The 15,437-nt window shown below is 59.4% G+C and carries 12 protein-coding genes; 4 read left to right on the forward strand and 8 right to left on the reverse strand.

From position 1 onward, the window contains the following. The first annotated feature begins 14 nt into the window (after nucleotides 1-14). Nucleotides 15-386 (forward strand): hypothetical protein, encoded by a 372-nt coding sequence (locus LT42_RS20100; protein WP_037016857.1) that lies wholly within the window; start codon nucleotides 15-17, stop codon nucleotides 384-386. A 19-nt stretch (nucleotides 387-405) separates the two neighbouring features. On the opposite strand, the gene zigA is transcribed toward LT42_RS20100, so the two are convergent. Beyond that, complete coding sequence (gene zigA, locus LT42_RS20105; RefSeq protein ID WP_037016859.1) at nucleotides 406-1,608, reverse strand: zinc metallochaperone GTPase ZigA; 1,203 nt, start codon at nucleotides 1,606-1,608, stop codon at nucleotides 406-408. A gap of 87 nt (nucleotides 1,609-1,695) precedes the next feature. Between zigA and LT42_RS20110 the strand changes: the two genes are divergently transcribed. Further along, entirely contained in the window at nucleotides 1,696-2,085 is a 390-nt protein-coding gene (locus LT42_RS20110) for a hypothetical protein (protein ID WP_037016861.1), read from the forward strand. A gap of 63 nt (nucleotides 2,086-2,148) precedes the next feature. Here the strand turns inward: LT42_RS20110 and LT42_RS20115 are convergent, their stop codons facing one another. Both LT42_RS20115 and LT42_RS20120 read right to left on the reverse strand, forming a co-directional pair. After that, complete coding sequence (locus tag LT42_RS20115) at nucleotides 2,149-3,387, reverse strand: N-acetylmuramoyl-L-alanine amidase (RefSeq protein WP_037016864.1); 1,239 nt, start codon at nucleotides 3,385-3,387, stop codon at nucleotides 2,149-2,151. 242 nt (nucleotides 3,388-3,629) lie between these two features. Next, nucleotides 3,630-4,151 (reverse strand): DUF3617 domain-containing protein, encoded by a 522-nt coding sequence (locus LT42_RS20120; RefSeq protein WP_037016867.1) that lies wholly within the window; start codon nucleotides 4,149-4,151, stop codon nucleotides 3,630-3,632. Nucleotides 4,152-4,326: 175 nt separating this feature from the next. On the opposite strand from LT42_RS20120, the gene cls reads away from it, so the two are divergent. Further along, nucleotides 4,327-5,766 carry a cardiolipin synthase gene (gene cls, locus LT42_RS20125; RefSeq protein WP_037016870.1) on the forward strand — a complete coding sequence of 480 codons (1,440 nt, stop codon included), beginning with the start codon at nucleotides 4,327-4,329 and terminating at the stop codon, nucleotides 5,764-5,766. A gap of 115 nt (nucleotides 5,767-5,881) precedes the next feature. Here the strand turns inward: cls and cfaB are convergent, their stop codons facing one another. The 5 genes from cfaB to hflK form a co-directional block, all read right to left on the reverse strand. After that, nucleotides 5,882-7,066: a C17 cyclopropane fatty acid synthase CfaB gene (gene cfaB / locus LT42_RS20130; RefSeq protein WP_037016874.1), complete on the reverse strand. Its 1,185-nt coding sequence runs from the start codon at nucleotides 7,064-7,066 to the stop codon at nucleotides 5,882-5,884. 267 nt (nucleotides 7,067-7,333) lie between these two features. Then, nucleotides 7,334-9,283, reverse strand: a complete 1,950-nt coding sequence (locus LT42_RS20135; protein ID WP_037016877.1) for a cation-translocating P-type ATPase — start codon at nucleotides 9,281-9,283, stop codon at nucleotides 7,334-7,336. Beyond that, nucleotides 9,280-10,347, reverse strand: a complete 1,068-nt coding sequence (locus tag LT42_RS20140; RefSeq protein WP_037016879.1) for an SPFH domain-containing protein — start codon at nucleotides 10,345-10,347, stop codon at nucleotides 9,280-9,282. Before LT42_RS20140 ends, LT42_RS20135 begins: the two co-directional genes overlap by 4 nt. Next, on the reverse strand, nucleotides 10,344-11,384 hold the full coding sequence (gene hflC, locus LT42_RS20145) for a protease modulator HflC (RefSeq protein WP_037016881.1): 1,041 nt from the start codon (nucleotides 11,382-11,384) through the stop codon (nucleotides 10,344-10,346). The genes LT42_RS20140 and hflC overlap by 4 nt, the downstream gene beginning before the upstream one ends. Before the next feature lie 11 nt (nucleotides 11,385-11,395). Then, the gene (gene hflK, locus LT42_RS20150; RefSeq protein WP_037016884.1) at nucleotides 11,396-13,363 is read right to left on the reverse strand and encodes a protease modulator HflK; all 1,968 of its coding nucleotides are present in this window, start codon (nucleotides 13,361-13,363) and stop codon (nucleotides 11,396-11,398) included. Between the two features lie 378 nt (nucleotides 13,364-13,741). Here hflK and lpdA point away from each other — a divergent pair, with 378 nt between their 5' ends. After that, complete coding sequence (gene lpdA, locus LT42_RS20155; RefSeq protein ID WP_037016887.1) at nucleotides 13,742-15,142, forward strand: dihydrolipoyl dehydrogenase; 1,401 nt, start codon at nucleotides 13,742-13,744, stop codon at nucleotides 15,140-15,142. The last annotated feature ends 295 nt before the right edge of the window (nucleotides 15,143-15,437 follow it).

Below are 15,437 nucleotides of genomic sequence, written 5' to 3' on the forward strand. Positions count from 1 at the left end.
GACGGAGATAGAGGATGCGCGCAAACTGGCTGCCCATGCGGCTGGCATGGTTGCTTTCGACACTGACGGCCACCGGCGCCTGGGCCGAATCGTGCGTCGTGCACAGCCAGGGCGAGCGAGTGGACGTCAAAGTCTGCCAGGAAAATATCAATATTCCCCCAGACTTGTTCCACGATGGCTTTTGCAAACCCCAGCTCAAGGATCAGAAAACCGACGTCACCTACTCGGAACAATGCCCAGCCGGCTCATTTGGTGAATGCAGCAATGCGCAGGTCGCCAATATGCCTTATCGGCAAAACATTCACTATTACGGCGTGGCCAGCGATGCAGCGTTTCTCAAGCCGTTCTGCGAGCAGCAAAGCAAAGGCGTCTGGAAGGCGCACTGACCTCAGCTAACCCGCCCTGCTATGCCGCGTTGTGGTACCAGTCGCCGAACGGATCTGGCATTGAGCGCCAGCCTGCGACGCCAAGTGCCAGCTCGGCGTCGGTGAGCAGACATTCATCCAGTGCGGCGGCCAGTCGGGCAAAGTCGATGTTCTGACCGATGAACACCAACTCCTGCCGGCAATCGCCTGTTTCGCCGTCCCAACTCTTCATGATCGCCCGGATGTCTTCGTCGTCAGCCGGCCACTGTGCCTTGGGCACGAACCGCCACCAGCGGCCGGCAAACCCGTGCCGCATCAAGCCGCCGGCCTGGGACCAGCTACCGGCATCCTCATGCTTGTTCGCGAGCCAGAACGAGCCTTTGGAGCGTAACAGTCGTCCGTTTTCCCATGGTGCGTTCAGCAGGTCGAAGAAGCGTTGCGGGTGGAAGGGCCGACGCGCTCGATAAGTCCTTGATGCGATCCCGTACTCTTCGCTTTCTGGTGTGTGCTCGCCGCGTAGCTCCTTGAGCCAGCCTGGCGCCTGAGCTGCTCGCTCGAAATCGAAACGGCCGGTGTCGAGGATTTTGCCCAACGGGACGGCACCCATGACCATCGGCAGAATATCTGCCTCGCTATTGAGGCGGCGCAAAATGGCCGTTAGCTCTTGCCGATCGGCTGAGCTGATCAGGTCGATCTTGCTGATCAGGATGACGTCGGCGAACTCGATCTGTTCGATCAGCAGGTCAGTAATGGAGCGATCATCATCCTCGCCCAAAGTCTGGCCACGGGTACTCAGGTTTTCTGCCGCGTTGAAATCCTGCAGGAAGTTCAGGCCATCAACCACCGTGACCATAGTATCCAGACGCGCTACATCGCTCAGGCTTCGGCCCTGCTCATCGCAAAAGGTGAATGTTTCGGCCACTGGAAGGGGCTCGGAGATGCCGGTGGACTCGATCAGCAAATAGTCGAATCTGCCCTCATGGGCAAGTCGGCTCACCTCCTCCAGCAGGTCTTCGCGCAAGGTGCAGCAGATGCAGCCATTGCTCATCTCAACAAGCTTTTCCTCTGCGCGATTGAGGCTGACATCCCGCTGCACCTCGCCGCCATCAATATTGATGTCACTCATGTCATTGACGATAACGGCAACCCGAAGATCCTCACGATTGCGCAGAATGTGGTTCAACAGCGTGCTTTTGCCTGCGCCAAGAAAGCCGGACAGGACGGTAACGGGAAGACGGTTCATGAGGTCTCACAAAGGGTATGCAACGGCGATGAATCTTTACGTTATAGTATAACGCTGCATTTACGCTAATCTTTTTTGAGGCCGTAGATGGCTCGGTTATTTCGTTTCTGGCCTGTGTGTTTACTGCTAATGAGCGCACCGGTGTTTGCCATGCCGCCATCGCCCAGGCTGGACAGAGCCCAATGCACACGCAGTGCAACGCTGTTGGCCTGCGTCGATGTGCAGGGAAACCGCTACAGCGTGGCGTCGGCAGGGAAAACGATGTATGTGCGCGGTTACGAAAGCATCCAGCGACGCACGTGGGCGCAGACCAACAGCCGTTACGGATCGCTGACGTTTTTTACCGGGCTGGCGTCTGACGGTGAGGCATGGGTGGGGTACGTGCAGAAAGTGGGCTGGACTACGATTAGCCGAGTGTCCAGCTCGAGCGGAGACAAAACCAGAATCACGTGCGACCGCGTAACGGGCTGCCATTAAGGGTGGGTGATGAGTTTGGCAGGCGACCTCATTTGCCGGGCTGCCTGCCAGACTGCATCAGCATCAAACTGCCGCCTCGTCCGCCCTCTGCGTTTGTTGCCATGCGACGTAGGAACCTGCGGGAGGATTATGTTCAAAGTAACGCTTCATCCCGTCGAATAACCCGTCCGCTACGGCTTGTTGATGTCGTGCGGTGACCAGACGCTGGCTGTCGCGGCTGTTGGAGATGAAGCCGGTCTCGACCAGAATCGACGGCACGTCGGGGGACTTCAGAACCGCGAAGCCGGCCTGTTCCACGCGCTTTTGATGCAGCGTGGTAACACCCTCCAGACTCCCCAATACGGTGTGGCCCAACTCAAGACTTGCCGCAATGGTAGCGTTCATCGACATGTCGAGAATCACCCCGGCCAGCATTGGATCTTTGTCCTTCAGATTCAACAGACTGGTTGCTCCGATCAGATCAGCGCCGTTTTCGCGCTGGGCCATGAAACGAGCTGTCGCAGAGGTAGCGCCGTTTTCCGACAACGCAAACACTGATGCCCCCGAGGCGGTGAGCCGGGGCGCCGCATCGGCATGGACCGAGATGAACATGTCCGCGTTGTATTTGCGCGCAATATCAACGCGCTTGCGCAGTGGCACGAAGAAGTCATCGTTACGGACCAAACGCACATCGAAACCTTTTTCGCGCTTCAGGCGCTTGGCCAGCAACTGCGCGATGGACAGCACGACGTCTTTCTCACGCTCACCTCTGGAGCCGACAGCCCCCGGATCCTTGCCGCCATGGCCTGCGTCTACTACCACCATAATGTCGCGCTTTGAGCGGTCCCTTGCCGCGAGTGGCGCCTGCGGCTCCTTAACCAGCGGTGCCGCTGCAGCTAGCTGTACTGGGGCGCGAGCAAGCGCATCGTGGCCCAGATCCAGAACGAGCCGGTTGCCTTGCGAACCTTCTGGCCCCAACAAAAAACTGTTGAGCTGCACAGGCGACGTCAGGTCCAGAACGATACGTGTATCACTGGCCCCAAAATGCCCGGAGCGGATGGATTTTATGGGCGTATTTTCCAGCGCCAACTGACTGAAGTCGCCTTCAAGATGCGCGCCGCTGACGTCGATGATGATTCGCTCAGGCGCGCTGAGCGTAAAAGTCTTGTACTGCACCGGGCCGCTTAGATCGAACACAAGTCTTAGCTTGCTATCGGAGCGCCACAGGCGTGCGTTACGGATTTGAGTTGCATTCACAGAAAACGGAAGCGCAAAAGCGGCGCTGGCCAAAATCATATTTAGCAGCATTTGACGTCGGTGCATGGCACGTTCCGATGGAAAAGAGCATCCCGGCTCGAAGAGGGCAGTTAGTTATAATGTAACAGGCGGGATGCCAGCTGAAGATGAAGCTTTCTATAAGTTCGGAAGCGCCTTTAGCCAGCGGGATCAATGACTAACCCCGTCTACCTCATGTGAAACACGAACGTGTTCCACGTGGAACACAGGTGATGGAGGACAAAAAAGAACGCCCCGAGAAACGAGGCGTGAAGGTCGTGCAGATACGGTCAGGTTCTCGGTTTGACCGTTCCGCATTGCTGGCCAAGCCATACCGCACGGGTGTCCATGCTGCCATTTTGCTGCTGGCCCGTTGCGTTGAAGGACCCAATCACATGCGTATTAAACTCCCGGTCACTCAGGAACTGGGCGGTGCCTGTGCCCTGAGCTCGCGGGCAGCTAAATTTGAATTTCCAGGTCTTGCCGGTGCGGTCAGTGACTTGCTGAGTACAGCCGGACTTAGGGTCGGTGAGCGGGATTTGCTCATTCTTGACCTGCTCCTGCGTCAGGCAAATACGCACGCCTTTTCCGCCCAGAGTAACGCCTTGTTTTTCCAGCATTTGTTCCATGGCCGCTCGTTGCTGCGGCGCCATCATTTGCAACTGGGAAAGCATCACGTGCAGATCAGGCATCTGCTGCCCGTCCACCTGCATGTTGCTGGAGCTCAATTCCCACAGACCCGGTTGCAGGACTTGCGCCTGAGCGAGGGGAGCAGTCAGACAAACCATCAACGCAAGTACGCGCTTTTTCATGGATCGGGTTCCTTGTGAGTTTCTAGGGAAGATTGGACGAAGCCCTTGCGGCTCTTAATGTAATGACGATTAGACGGTGGATACGGTAGCCAGTTGCAGCCTCAATAAAATAGCGACAATCGCGGTGCGGTGTGGTCTGTTAGACACTCATCACGCGTCTGGCACAAGGTTGCGCATGGATTACCACAGCCCGTATTTCTTTGGCTATTTGCTCGGTTTCACGCACCTGCTGGGCATTGTCGCAGCAATCCACGCCTTACTCACCGTTCGAACGGCTCAGGGCTCGATTGCCTGGGCAATGCCGCTCATTTTTATCCCCTACGTCGCGCTGATTCCTTACTTGGTGTTCGGCCGAAGCACGTTCGACGCTTACATCAAAGCGCGACGTCAGGCGAATACTGAAATGCGCACGGCGATCGCGGATTTCAACTGGAAGCCCTGGATTGAAGAGGCCGTAGCCGCTCGAAGATCGGATGCCTATCGCTCACTGCGCGCGATGCCGAAGTTGGGGCGGATGCCCTGTCTGGCAAACAATGAAGTAAAGCTACTGATCAACGGTGACGAAACATTCAGCGCGATCTTCGAGGCCATAAAGAGCGCACGCGAGGTCGTCTTCGTTCAGTTTTTCATCATTCATGACGATGACTTGGGACGTCGCCTGCAGGCGTTGTTACTCGAACGTGCAGCAGCGGGCGTCGCGATTTATGTGCTCTATGATCGAATCGGGAGCCATGCACTGCCGGCGCGTTACATCGATGAGCTGCGCGCCGGTGGTGTCCAGATCAAAGCATTCGCCACCAGAGGCGGCTGGCTGACTCGCTTTCAGATCAACTTCCGCAACCACCGCAAGATCGTAGTGGTAGACGGAGTAAAGGGCTTCGTCGGAGGGCACAACGTGGGCGACGAATACCTCGGACTCAAGCCACCGCTCGCACCTTGGCGTGATACTCACGTGGCTGTTATCGGCCCCGTTGTGGCGTGCCTGCAAGAGTCATTCGCCGAAGACTGGTTTTGGGCAACCCGAGAACTGCCGCCGCTGATCTTGCCGGACAGCTATCCGGAAGACGGGGTCCTCTGCCAACTGCTCGCAAGCGGCCCTGCCGATGCGCAGGAAACCTGCTCTCTGTTTTTCGTTGAGGCCATCCACGCAGCGACCGAACGCGTATGGATCACCACACCGTATTTCATCCCAGATGAAGCCGTCTCAGCCGCGTTGCGTCTGGCCGTATTACGGGGCGTAGACGTGCGTCTGCTGCTGCCATCGCGGCCTGATCATTACACGGTGTATGCCGCCTCGAGCCTGTTCGCGTTTGAAGCAGTGCGTGCAGGGGTTCGTATCTTTCGCTACAAGCCCGGGTTTCTTCACCAAAAGGTTGTGCTGGTCGACAGTGCGATCTCGGCTATCGGCAGTGCGAACCTGGACAATCGCTCGTTTCGGCTCAACTTCGAACTCATGCTCCTCACCGTGGATGAGGACTTCGCGCGTGAAGTCGAGAACATGCTGATTGACGACTTCGCCTTGTCCCACGAGATTTCCAGCGAAGAAAGTAAAGAGACCCATCACCTCCAGCAACTGGGCATGAGAGTGGCGAGGCTGATTTCGCCCATCCTGTGAATATCCGTCGACAGGATCGCGTGGCCACTCTCAACCCTAAAGCATCGCCTTGTTGGCTTGGGACGAATGCCAAATGAGCCCCGTGCCAAGCCTCCCGCGCACGGAGCTCAGTTGCTTACAGGTATAAGTCGTCGCGCGTCATGGGCAAATCATGGCTGCCGTCGGCACGCGGCTTGACCGCCAGTATCTGATGAAGATTGATCCAGCCCTTGGAAAACGCATAAGCGCACCCCGCCAGATAAAGCCTGAATATCCGTAGCGCCTGCTCCGGCACCATCGCAGCCGCGATGTCGAGTTTCTCCTCCAGGCGAGCGCTCCAGTGCTCCAGAGTCTTCGCGTAGTGCAGACGAAGGCTTTCGACATCGACCACTTCCAAACCCGCTTCGCTGACGAATCCGCTGATCATCGACAGGTGCGGGAGCTCTCCATTGGGAAACACGTAACGGTCAATGAAATCACCAGCGCCTCGGCCGACGGGGCGACCATCGGTGTGCTTGGCTGTAATGCCGTGGTTCATCACCAGGCCGCCCTCCTTCACCGCGTCAAACAGGCATTTGGCATATAGCTCCAGGTTGGCATGGCCGACGTGCTCAAACATGCCAACGCTGACGACCTTATCGAAACGGCCATCCTTGGGCAGGTCGCGGTAGTCCAGCAGTTGCAGGTCGATCCTGTCCTGCAGACCCTCGGCACGGACTCGTTCCTGCGCCAGGGAAAGTTGCTCGCGACTCAAGGTGATGCCGAAGACCCTGACCCCGTATTCGCGAGCTGCGAAGCGTGCCAGCCCTCCCCAGCCGCAGCCCACATCCAAGAGGTACTCACCCGGTTTCAGACGCAGCTTGCGGCACAGGTGGTGAAACTTGTCTTGTTGCGCTTGATCCAGTGTTTCAGTGCCAGTCTTGAAATAGGCGCAGGAATAGACCATGTCCCGGTCCAGCCACAGCTGGTAGAAGTCATTGGAAAGGTCGTAGTGGTAGGAGATCGACGCAGCGTCGGTGGCCTTATCGTGTTCAGTCCGCGCTGGAGGATTATTGTCATCCTCATCGCCGAGCGCTTTTGTCAGTTCATCGCAGACGCGTACCACCTCGCTGATAGAACCCTCCAGCTCAAGTCGACCCTCCACAAAAGCACTGCCCAGCAAGTCCAGGCTTGGATGGGTGAAGTCGGAGACCAACGATGGGTCTTTCACCAGAATCGTAACGGAGGGGTCACTGCCCAACTCAAGCTCGTTGCCGTCCCACAGACGCAGACGAAGCGGCAAATGCAGGTTTTTTAACGCCGGTGGAAGTTGCGCAAGCATATGAAATCCCCCTTATCCAGCTACAGGAAAAGGGCAGTCCATAACCGACTCCAACTCGGGAGTCTCAGGCATTCAGCATGATGGACAGCGACGAATCTACAACGGGTACTACCCTGTGCCCCAGAATTCGAGCCAACGTGACGCCTGCAAATGGAGCACCCTGACAAGACTGAATATAATTTGTAACAGAGATCTACAAAGCTCAAGCAAATTTTAATACTTAGCGAAGCGCTCTAAAGCGGTAGTTTCAGCGAAATCTTCGGATTATCAGGGCTTTAAAGCACTATGAAATTTCGCGATGGGCTCATGAAAGCGAAGCAGCCGGCCCGCGTTACCAAGCACAAGGAGTGTACTGAGGTTATGCAGCACCGCGGCAATCATCGCTCCTGCTGCGCCCAGAACGCCGAACGCCGCCATTGCGACAATGGCCAGCGTCCAGCCCAACCCGATGATGACGTTGACCTGCAACGTATGCCGACACTGCCGGCTCAGTCGCACGCAGGTACCCAGGCGGCGCAGGTCGCTACCGATCAGCACGATGTCGGCAGAGGCCAGGGCGATGTCGGCTCCGCCCGCCCCCATCGCGACCCCGACCACCCCGGCTTTGAGTGCCAGAGAATCGTTGATGCCGTCCCCGACGACCATCGGACGAAAGCCTTTTTTGATTTCGCTCATGACCCGGGTGAGTTTGTCTTCCGGCAAGGCCTGAGCGTGAATGTCGCTGATGCCCACCTCCTTGCCCAGGCTATCCGCTACGCTTTGGCGGTCTCCCGTCAGCAACAATTGTCGCCCCATGCCCAGCTCGCGTAACTCGCTCAGCGCTTGACGGGCCTCCGGTTTGAGGCTGTCAGCCAGAAGCAGCCAGGCGATGAAATGGCGATCGACGGCAAGGCCTGCAATGGGGCCGTCGTGATCCGGAACCGGTGAGGTCACAATGCCCAACTGCGCGAACAGTTCGGGGCGACCCAACGCCGCTTCACCCCGCGCCGTTTGCGCGACAACACCCAGGCCCTGGCGCTCGCGAATGTCATCCAGCGCCAGCAGATGATCCTTCTCCACCAGATTCGCCAACGCGCGACTCACCGGATGACTGCTGGCTGAGCCCAGACTTGCCGCCAACGCGAGCACCTCATCGTGCACGCCCTCTTCTGCCTGCACCGACTGTAAACGCAGACTGCCGTACGTCAGCGTCCCCGTCTTGTCGACAACCAGCGAGGTAAGGTCCGCCAGTTCTTCGAGGAATGCAGAACTGCGAATCAGAATCCCGTGACGGGCGGCGACGGCAATGCCTGCGATGGCCGTGGCCGGCGCAGACAACACCAGCGCGCAGGGGCACGCGGCGACCAGAACAGCCAGCATCGCCTGGGCATTGTTGGTGATGAACCATGTCACCGCCGCGATCAGCAGCACCAGTACCATGTAGCTGCCCGCGTATCGTTCGAGCAGGCGCGTGATCGGCGGTTTCGAGCGTTCAGCGCTTTGCATCAGGGCGATGACTTTGCCCAGCGTGGATTCGTTGCCAATACGTGTTACTTCGATGCGCAGCAAGCCATCGAGGTTAATCGCACCGCCGAAGACTTCCATTCCGGCCCGCGCTTCCAGCGGCACTGACTCTCCGGTGATCGGCGCCGTGTCGAGACTGGCCTGCCCGGAGATTACTCGTCCGTCAGCCGGCACACGGTCGCCAGCCCGGACTTCAACCCGATCACCGGCGACCAGCGTGCCGTTATCAACTTCGCGGATTGATCCATCCTCGTCGATCCGCCGCGCATGGCTGCGAGTGAGCCGACCCAGCGCCTGAATGGCCTCTTGAGAGCCGATGACACTGCGCTCCTCCAACACGTGGCCGAAGATCATAATGATCGGCAGTAGTGCAGCGGTCATCAAATCTCCCGTTGCCCAGGCGCCCAGCATAGCCAAAGCAATCAGCTGATCGGTGATGCCATGCAAGCTGGGGTAGCGCAGGCTGTGCCATCCCGCGCTGACTACCGGGATCGCCACCAGAAGAGAAGCTGCGCCCAATAATAATTGGCTGACGCCTACCTGCCCGGGCGCGAAGAATCGCCAGACCAAACCTAGTGCCAGCAACCCCAAGGCAAGCATTGCCAGGGTCAACTGACGGGCAGCGCTGCGCTGCTCTCGGCCCGTCAGCATGCTGCCCGGTACGACAGGCGCGGCGTGATCATGGGAATGGTTGTGCGCGGCTTCGCCACTCATTTGTCAGCTCCCTGAATGATCAGGCGGGAATCATCGCGTGGGTCGACGGTGGTCACCGACCCTGCTTGTTTGAGGATGACCGGAACGCGCTCGCGGTAAATCCTCAGCAGGAGACCGGGGTCGCTTTTGTTCTGGATGGATTGGGCCAGTCCTGTCACCGCAGCGGTATCTGTCTGCGCCTTGGCCAACCGCTCGGATGCCTGGGCATGAGCCACCTGGAGCACTCTGTCGGCTTGCTGGTTAGCGGTCTGGTTGAGCTTTTCCGCGTCAGTGCGGGCATTCGCCACGGCTTGATCGGCTTGCTGACTGGCGGTGAGCACTGCATTGAAAGCATTCACCGCAGCGGCCGGTAGACTCGATTGGACGTCGACCCTGACGACCTCCACCCCCAAACCAACCTGCGTGGCCGTCAACTCGGCGAGCCGTGTATTGATGCCCTGCACCAGGTCGCCGCGCAGACGCTCACGACGCTCGGCCGACTGGCTGTCAGAGCCCATGAGCTCCGGACGCGCGACCAAAATGGTGTCCAGGTCCCGGGCTGCAGTGAGGCTTACCGCGCTGCGGTTAACCAGACGGTCCAGCGCTGGCAGCACGTGCTCACCTTGCAACACGAAGGCCCGTGGATCCGTCACTTTGTAATACGCGGTGACATCGAGCTGCACGACACCGGCATCGCCGGTCAACAGGTACCCGGAGCCTGCGAGCGCATCACTCATCGGCGTTGCGAAGCTGGTGACCTTATCGGCGGCCAACGCCGTGGGCGAGCGCAACAAGGTTTCGACGTGGCGCTCAATTACGCGATCGGCGGAAGGCAGCAGCACCACCTGCTCGAACGGTTGCGGCCAGGCCAGCAGCAAGCCGGCGTTTTGCACTCGATCCAGTTCACCGAAGCGAAACACCACGGCGCGGTCTTGTGGATTGATCTCCCGGACATTTGAGACGGCCCAGCCCACGGCCGCTAGCAAGGTGACGGCGTACAGCCCCAGAAACGCCAGCCGACTGGCCTGCAGCCACGGACTCTGGATAACGGGCCGCTCGACCGGCGCCGAGTCGTGCTCGGTCATGGCTGCGTTCCAGCCTTGCTGTCCAGTGTTGGCGGCCCGTCCACCAGTACGCGGAATGGGGCGGCATCGGTGCGCAAAATGAGCTTGGTGCTTGGCCCGACCACTGTGCCGAGGGTATCCAGCGAACGCAGCAAGTTGTACAGCTGCGGCGAACCGGCGTAGGCGCGGCCATATATCTGCGCGGCCTGAACGCGTGACTGCGCCTCAATATCTGCCGCCTTCACCGTCGCGTCGGCTTCGACAATCCGCGCGTCCCGTTCCGCAGCCGAGCGAATCTGCGCTGCCTCCCGCTTGCCAATCGCCGTACGCTCGGTGGCAATGGTCTCGCGCTCGGCGCGCATGCGGTCGACCGTCGCGTTTAGTGTCACCGACGGCAGCGTAAGGCGTTCGACACCGACTTGCAGGACACGGACCCCGTAAGTCGTCAGCAACTGTTTGTCGATCTGCTGGCGCAGCTGGTTTTCGAAATCGGCAATGCGCACTTGATTCGCATCGGTATTGATCAAGCTGGACAGGTCAAAGCTCGCAGCAGTGGTTTCCAGTGCTGAACCGACAAATGTTCTGATCTGCCTGGCCGCTTCGTCCGGCTGGTTCTGCACGGCGCGCATGAAACGCTTTACGTTGTCAGGATCGCCCTGCACCTGCCAGGCGACGTACGCCTGAACGATGATGCGCAGGCCATCGCGCGTGCCGACATCCTGCAAACCACTTGAAGTGGTCCGCAAGCGCAGGTCGACGGGAATCGCCGCTTCAAACGGCGCAGGCCAGCGCCAGCTCAGGCCCGGGTCGAGCAACACCCTGGCCGGGTTACCGAAACGGGTGATGACAGTGGCTTCACCCGAACGCACCTGCACCAGGCTCGCCGCTGCTACCGCGAAAGCAATCAGCACCGCCGCCAATCCGGCGCGACGCCATGGGAAACCTGCCGGCGCCGAGGTATCGCCGTGGTGATGCCCGTGATGGTGGCCACCGTGGCCGTGGCCTGCGTGGTCATGGCCGGAATGATCATGGTGATCGTGAGAATGAAACAGACTCAATGGACGACTCCTTATTCAGCCGAGGGCTGTTCAGCTGACTGCGACGACGTTGCGGGGTCGACCGGGAGGGTAAAGGAACGCAGGTCGATCGTTGGCGCGCTGGTGCCGCCGAGTCGATGATCCAGCACCAGCAGCTTGGCGTGCAGCAGCCCGGCGGTCAGTTGACTGAGGTACTGCTCAAGCAGGAACGCCTGACCGGCTTTGGCATAAGCCTGTTGCTCTGCGCCAAACCGCAAATCCGCTCCCTGGGCAGTGGCCATCACCTCACGAGAATTAGCCGCTGCCTGATCACCAGCCATGCTGGCATGCAACTGAGCCAGATTGGCCTGATCGGCCGCCGCGCCACGTTCCCGGGCGATCAATGCCTGAGCACTGATCTGAGCAGCCTGTACCGCGTGGTAAGCATTGGCCGCGCCTGCCGGTGGGTGAATCGACTCCACCACAGTGGCCAGAATTTCCACGCCACTGTTGAGTTTTTTCAGGTCGCGCTGAACGGCATCGCCAATATCAGCGGCAAGATCATTGCGCTGCTCACCGAGCAGCTCATCAAGTGTACGGGAGGCAAAATCGTGTACCAATATCCGGCTGGCGGTGCTGCGAATCAGGCTGGGAATGTCGGCGCTGTTGTAGGTCGCGGCCAACGCGGCCTCGTCCGTCAAGCCGATGCGGTATACGAAGCGAACGTCCATGTTGACGATCTGAAAGCTCTGTTTGTCGCCGGAGCCGCTCGCGATCACCTGTGACTTGTCGTTGATGTGAGTGGCATCCCACAACCGGTTGGCGACGGCGGGCGGCGGACCTTCGGCGGGGTCAAGCGTCTGCTCGGCAGCAGCACCCTCGGAGACGCTGGTGGCGAGTTCATGGACCACGCCATTTTCGACCGCCAGCACCGTGCCGAACGGCCAAGGCAAACCGGCGTGCAAGCCTGGTTGCAGGATTTCAACTGGCTTGCCAAAGCGCTCATAGATGCCGCGGCCCTGCATGGGAATCTCATGGACCCCGCTCAGCAGCCACCCAAGGCCGAGTATGACCGCCAGCACCGGCAGGAAAGCTCGGCGCATGTAGGTAAACGCCCAGATCTGCCGCAGGTCGATTCCAAAACGGTTGTGCAATTCGGTTTGCAGCGCCAGCAACGGGCGCGGCGGCCAGCGCAACAACCCGGCAACGAAACTGCTTGCGATCAAGCGTGGCTCAAGTTGCTCGTTGCGCGGGCTGAAAATGGACAGTAAAGCCCGGATGACCAACTCGGCCGCAACCAGACCAGGCAGGAGTCCGATCAGCACCGCCAATCGTGCAGGCCATACCCGGTCAAACGAAGAAAAGAACAGGCAGAACGCTGCGACCAAGAGCGTCCCGATTGCCACCCGGGTGAGCTGCGCCAGTTGCACAGCTTCCGGCCAACTCGCCTCTGTCTCGTTAGCCAGCTGCCGCTCCAGCACCAAGAGCGCAAAACACATCAACAGCAGCAGGCCACCGGTCACGTTTCCGAGCAGGCCAACATTGCTCCCCGCCAAGGTGAGGTTCCAGATCAGCCCGATGCTGATCAGTGACAGCAATGCCCAGCCAGCGAGCCAGAACACCGGCAAGCCCACCTGGCCGACCATCGACGTACCGGCCCCGCCGATTCGACCGAGCAGGCGGTCGTACCAGCCTTGCTCGTCACCATTAACCACCGCGTCACGGTCGTCACGCGCTGGCACGGGCGGCGCGATTACCCTCGCGCGCCACTGGCTGACCACCTGCGCAGACTGTAGCGCCGCGGCGAGCACCAGCAGGCTCGCAGCGCTGTTGGTCAACACAGCCGTCCACAGTGAATTTGGCGAAAAGAGGTCGACAAAAAGCGATACCACCAAGCCGATTACGCCTGCCGCTCCTGTCAGATATGTCAGCCGTGAGAGACGCCGCGACTGAATAACCGCCCGCTGAAACCGTGGCAGGCTCGCCGGCGTAACGCCCTCATCGTCCAGATCAACCCGCATTGCTACTCCAAAACTGTTTAACGTCTTACCGGCCGCTGTTCCCGTCACAGGCCAGCCCCGCCTTGCGCAGGCACGCCGCATTGACACAGGGCGTTACGATATAACAGAAGTCGTGAAATTTCCGTCCGATTATTTGTGTGTGGGCCTGCGGATGCGTGGTCAGACAGCCAAGCGACAGGTGGAGGAGCTCGGGCCTCTCTCTCAACTGCTTCTGCAGCGTATTGACGATACGTACGCCGGTTCTTGCGCTTGACTTTGGACGGAGCGACCCTTAAATATTATGCCCATCATCTAAGCGTAAACGGTGCAGCCTGCGATCTCTGCCGAGACACGTCTACGCTTCCCTCCACCACTCGACTGTCCTTGAGGAGCAGATTCATGAATCACTACGACGTTGTCATCATCGGCGGCGGCCCCGGCGGCTACAACGCGGCGATTCACGCCGGCCAGAGGGGTTTGAAAGTCGCGTGCATTGAAGGCCGCGGGACCCTTGGCGGCACGTGTCTGAACGTGGGCTGCATTCCCTCCAAGTCACTGCTTCATGCCTCGGAGCTGTATGAAGCGGCCACCGGGGAGGCATTCAAGAAGCTCGGCATTGAGGTGAATCCGACGCTGAACCTGGCCCAAATGATGGCGCAAAAAGCCGAAAGCGTGACCGGCCTTACCAAAGGCATCGAGTTCTTGTTCCGTAAGTACAAGGCCGAGTGGATCAAAGGCTGGGGCCGCCTCGCCGGGCCTGGCAAGGTTATCGTGACAGATGCCGCAGGCGTCGAAACCGAGCTGAGCGCGAGGGATATCATCATTGCCACCGGCTCCGAACCAACCCCCCTGCCCGGCGTGACCATCGACAACACACGCATTCTGGATTCCACCGGCGCGTTGTCGCTGAGCGAAGTGCCCAGGCATCTGGTGGTGATTGGCGCAGGCGTGATTGGCCTTGAGCTCGGTTCGGTGTGGCGCCGACTGGGGGCGCAGGTGACGGTGGTCGAGTTTCTCGATCACGTCGCCCACGGAACGGACCTGGAGGCGGGCAAAACATTGCACCGCTCGCTGTCGCGTCAGGGCATGCAGTTCAGACTCGGGTCGAAGGTAACGTCTGCCCTTCCAACCGACACCGGCGTGACGCTGACTGTCGAACCGGCGGCCGGTGGAGACGCCGAGTTCATTGAAGCGGACTACGTACTGGTGTCCATCGGACGACGTCCGGTGACCAAAGGGCTGGGTCTGGAAACCGTAGGACTGGAGGTGGACAAGCGCGGCGTTCTGCCCAATACGGGACACCGCACGGCAGCCGAGGGCATCTGGGTCATCGGCGACGTCACGTCTGGCCCGATGCTGGCGCACAAGGCGGAAGATGAGGCAGGCGTTTGCGTGGAGCGCATTGTCGGCAAAAAGAGCGAGCTCAACTACAACCTCATCCCTAACGTCATCTACACCCAGCCCGAACTGGCCAGCGTCGGTAAAACGGAAGAACAGCTCAAGCAGGAAGGGCGTGCTTACAAGGTGGGCAAATTCCCCTTCAGCGCCAACAGTCGCGCCAAGGTCAACCACGAAACCGATGGCTTCGCGAAAGTACTGGCGGATGAGCGCACTGATGAAATCCTCGGCGTTCACCTGGTCGGTCCAAGCGTCAGCGAGATGATCGCGGAGTATTGCGTAGCGATGGAATTCGCCGCCTCTGCTGAAGACGTGGCATTGACCTGCCATCCCCATCCAACGCGCTCTGAAGCGTTGCGTCAGGCGGCAATGGCCGTTGGGGGACATACGACGCAAGCTTGAAGCCTGCCTGGTAGACCGGTGATAAGTTTCCCGCCACAGCAGGCTCCATTGAGGCAAAACGCACTTTGGATGGGCCCGGCTTGGTGGGGAATTTACGCGCTGAAACGCCGGGATTGCCGAGAGAATCAGCCGTGCCGAGCATCACTCTGGAGTGAAACCGGTCGTGCCCTGAAACGATTTTTTTCCCTCTGCGCGAACAACATGCCCGGATTGTTATCTGTTTGTTGGTAATTTGCGTTCGGCAAGGATTGGGAAAGCGCACTTTTTTGTGCAGGAAGGCACAGCATCTTCAGAG

Origin of the sequence: Pseudomonas lutea (assembly GCF_000759445.1) — a bacterium.
GTDB lineage: Bacteria > Pseudomonadota > Gammaproteobacteria > Pseudomonadales > Pseudomonadaceae > Aquipseudomonas > Aquipseudomonas lutea.

What these genes read in the sequence shown, in the direction of transcription:
- LT42_RS20100 (WP_037016857.1), top strand. Translation starts at nt 15, where the DNA reads ATGCGCGCAAACTGGCTGCCCATGCGGCTGGCATGGTTGCTTTCGACA.
- zigA (WP_037016859.1), bottom strand. Translation starts at nt 1,608, where the DNA reads ATGAACCGTCTTCCCGTTACCGTCCTGTCCGGCTTTCTTGGCGCAGGC.
- LT42_RS20110 (WP_037016861.1), top strand. Translation starts at nt 1,696, where the DNA reads ATGGCTCGGTTATTTCGTTTCTGGCCTGTGTGTTTACTGCTAATGAGC.
- LT42_RS20115 (WP_037016864.1), bottom strand. Translation starts at nt 3,387, where the DNA reads ATGCACCGACGTCAAATGCTGCTAAATATGATTTTGGCCAGCGCCGCT.
- LT42_RS20120 (WP_037016867.1), bottom strand. Translation starts at nt 4,151, where the DNA reads ATGAAAAAGCGCGTACTTGCGTTGATGGTTTGTCTGACTGCTCCCCTC.
- cls (WP_037016870.1), top strand. Translation starts at nt 4,327, where the DNA reads ATGGATTACCACAGCCCGTATTTCTTTGGCTATTTGCTCGGTTTCACG.
- cfaB (WP_037016874.1), bottom strand. Translation starts at nt 7,066, where the DNA reads ATGCTTGCGCAACTTCCACCGGCGTTAAAAAACCTGCATTTGCCGCTT.
- LT42_RS20135 (WP_037016877.1), bottom strand. Translation starts at nt 9,283, where the DNA reads ATGAGTGGCGAAGCCGCGCACAACCATTCCCATGATCACGCCGCGCCT.
- LT42_RS20140 (WP_037016879.1), bottom strand. Translation starts at nt 10,347, where the DNA reads ATGACCGAGCACGACTCGGCGCCGGTCGAGCGGCCCGTTATCCAGAGT.
- hflK (WP_037016884.1), bottom strand. Translation starts at nt 13,363, where the DNA reads ATGCGGGTTGATCTGGACGATGAGGGCGTTACGCCGGCGAGCCTGCCA.
- lpdA (WP_037016887.1), top strand. Translation starts at nt 13,742, where the DNA reads ATGAATCACTACGACGTTGTCATCATCGGCGGCGGCCCCGGCGGCTAC.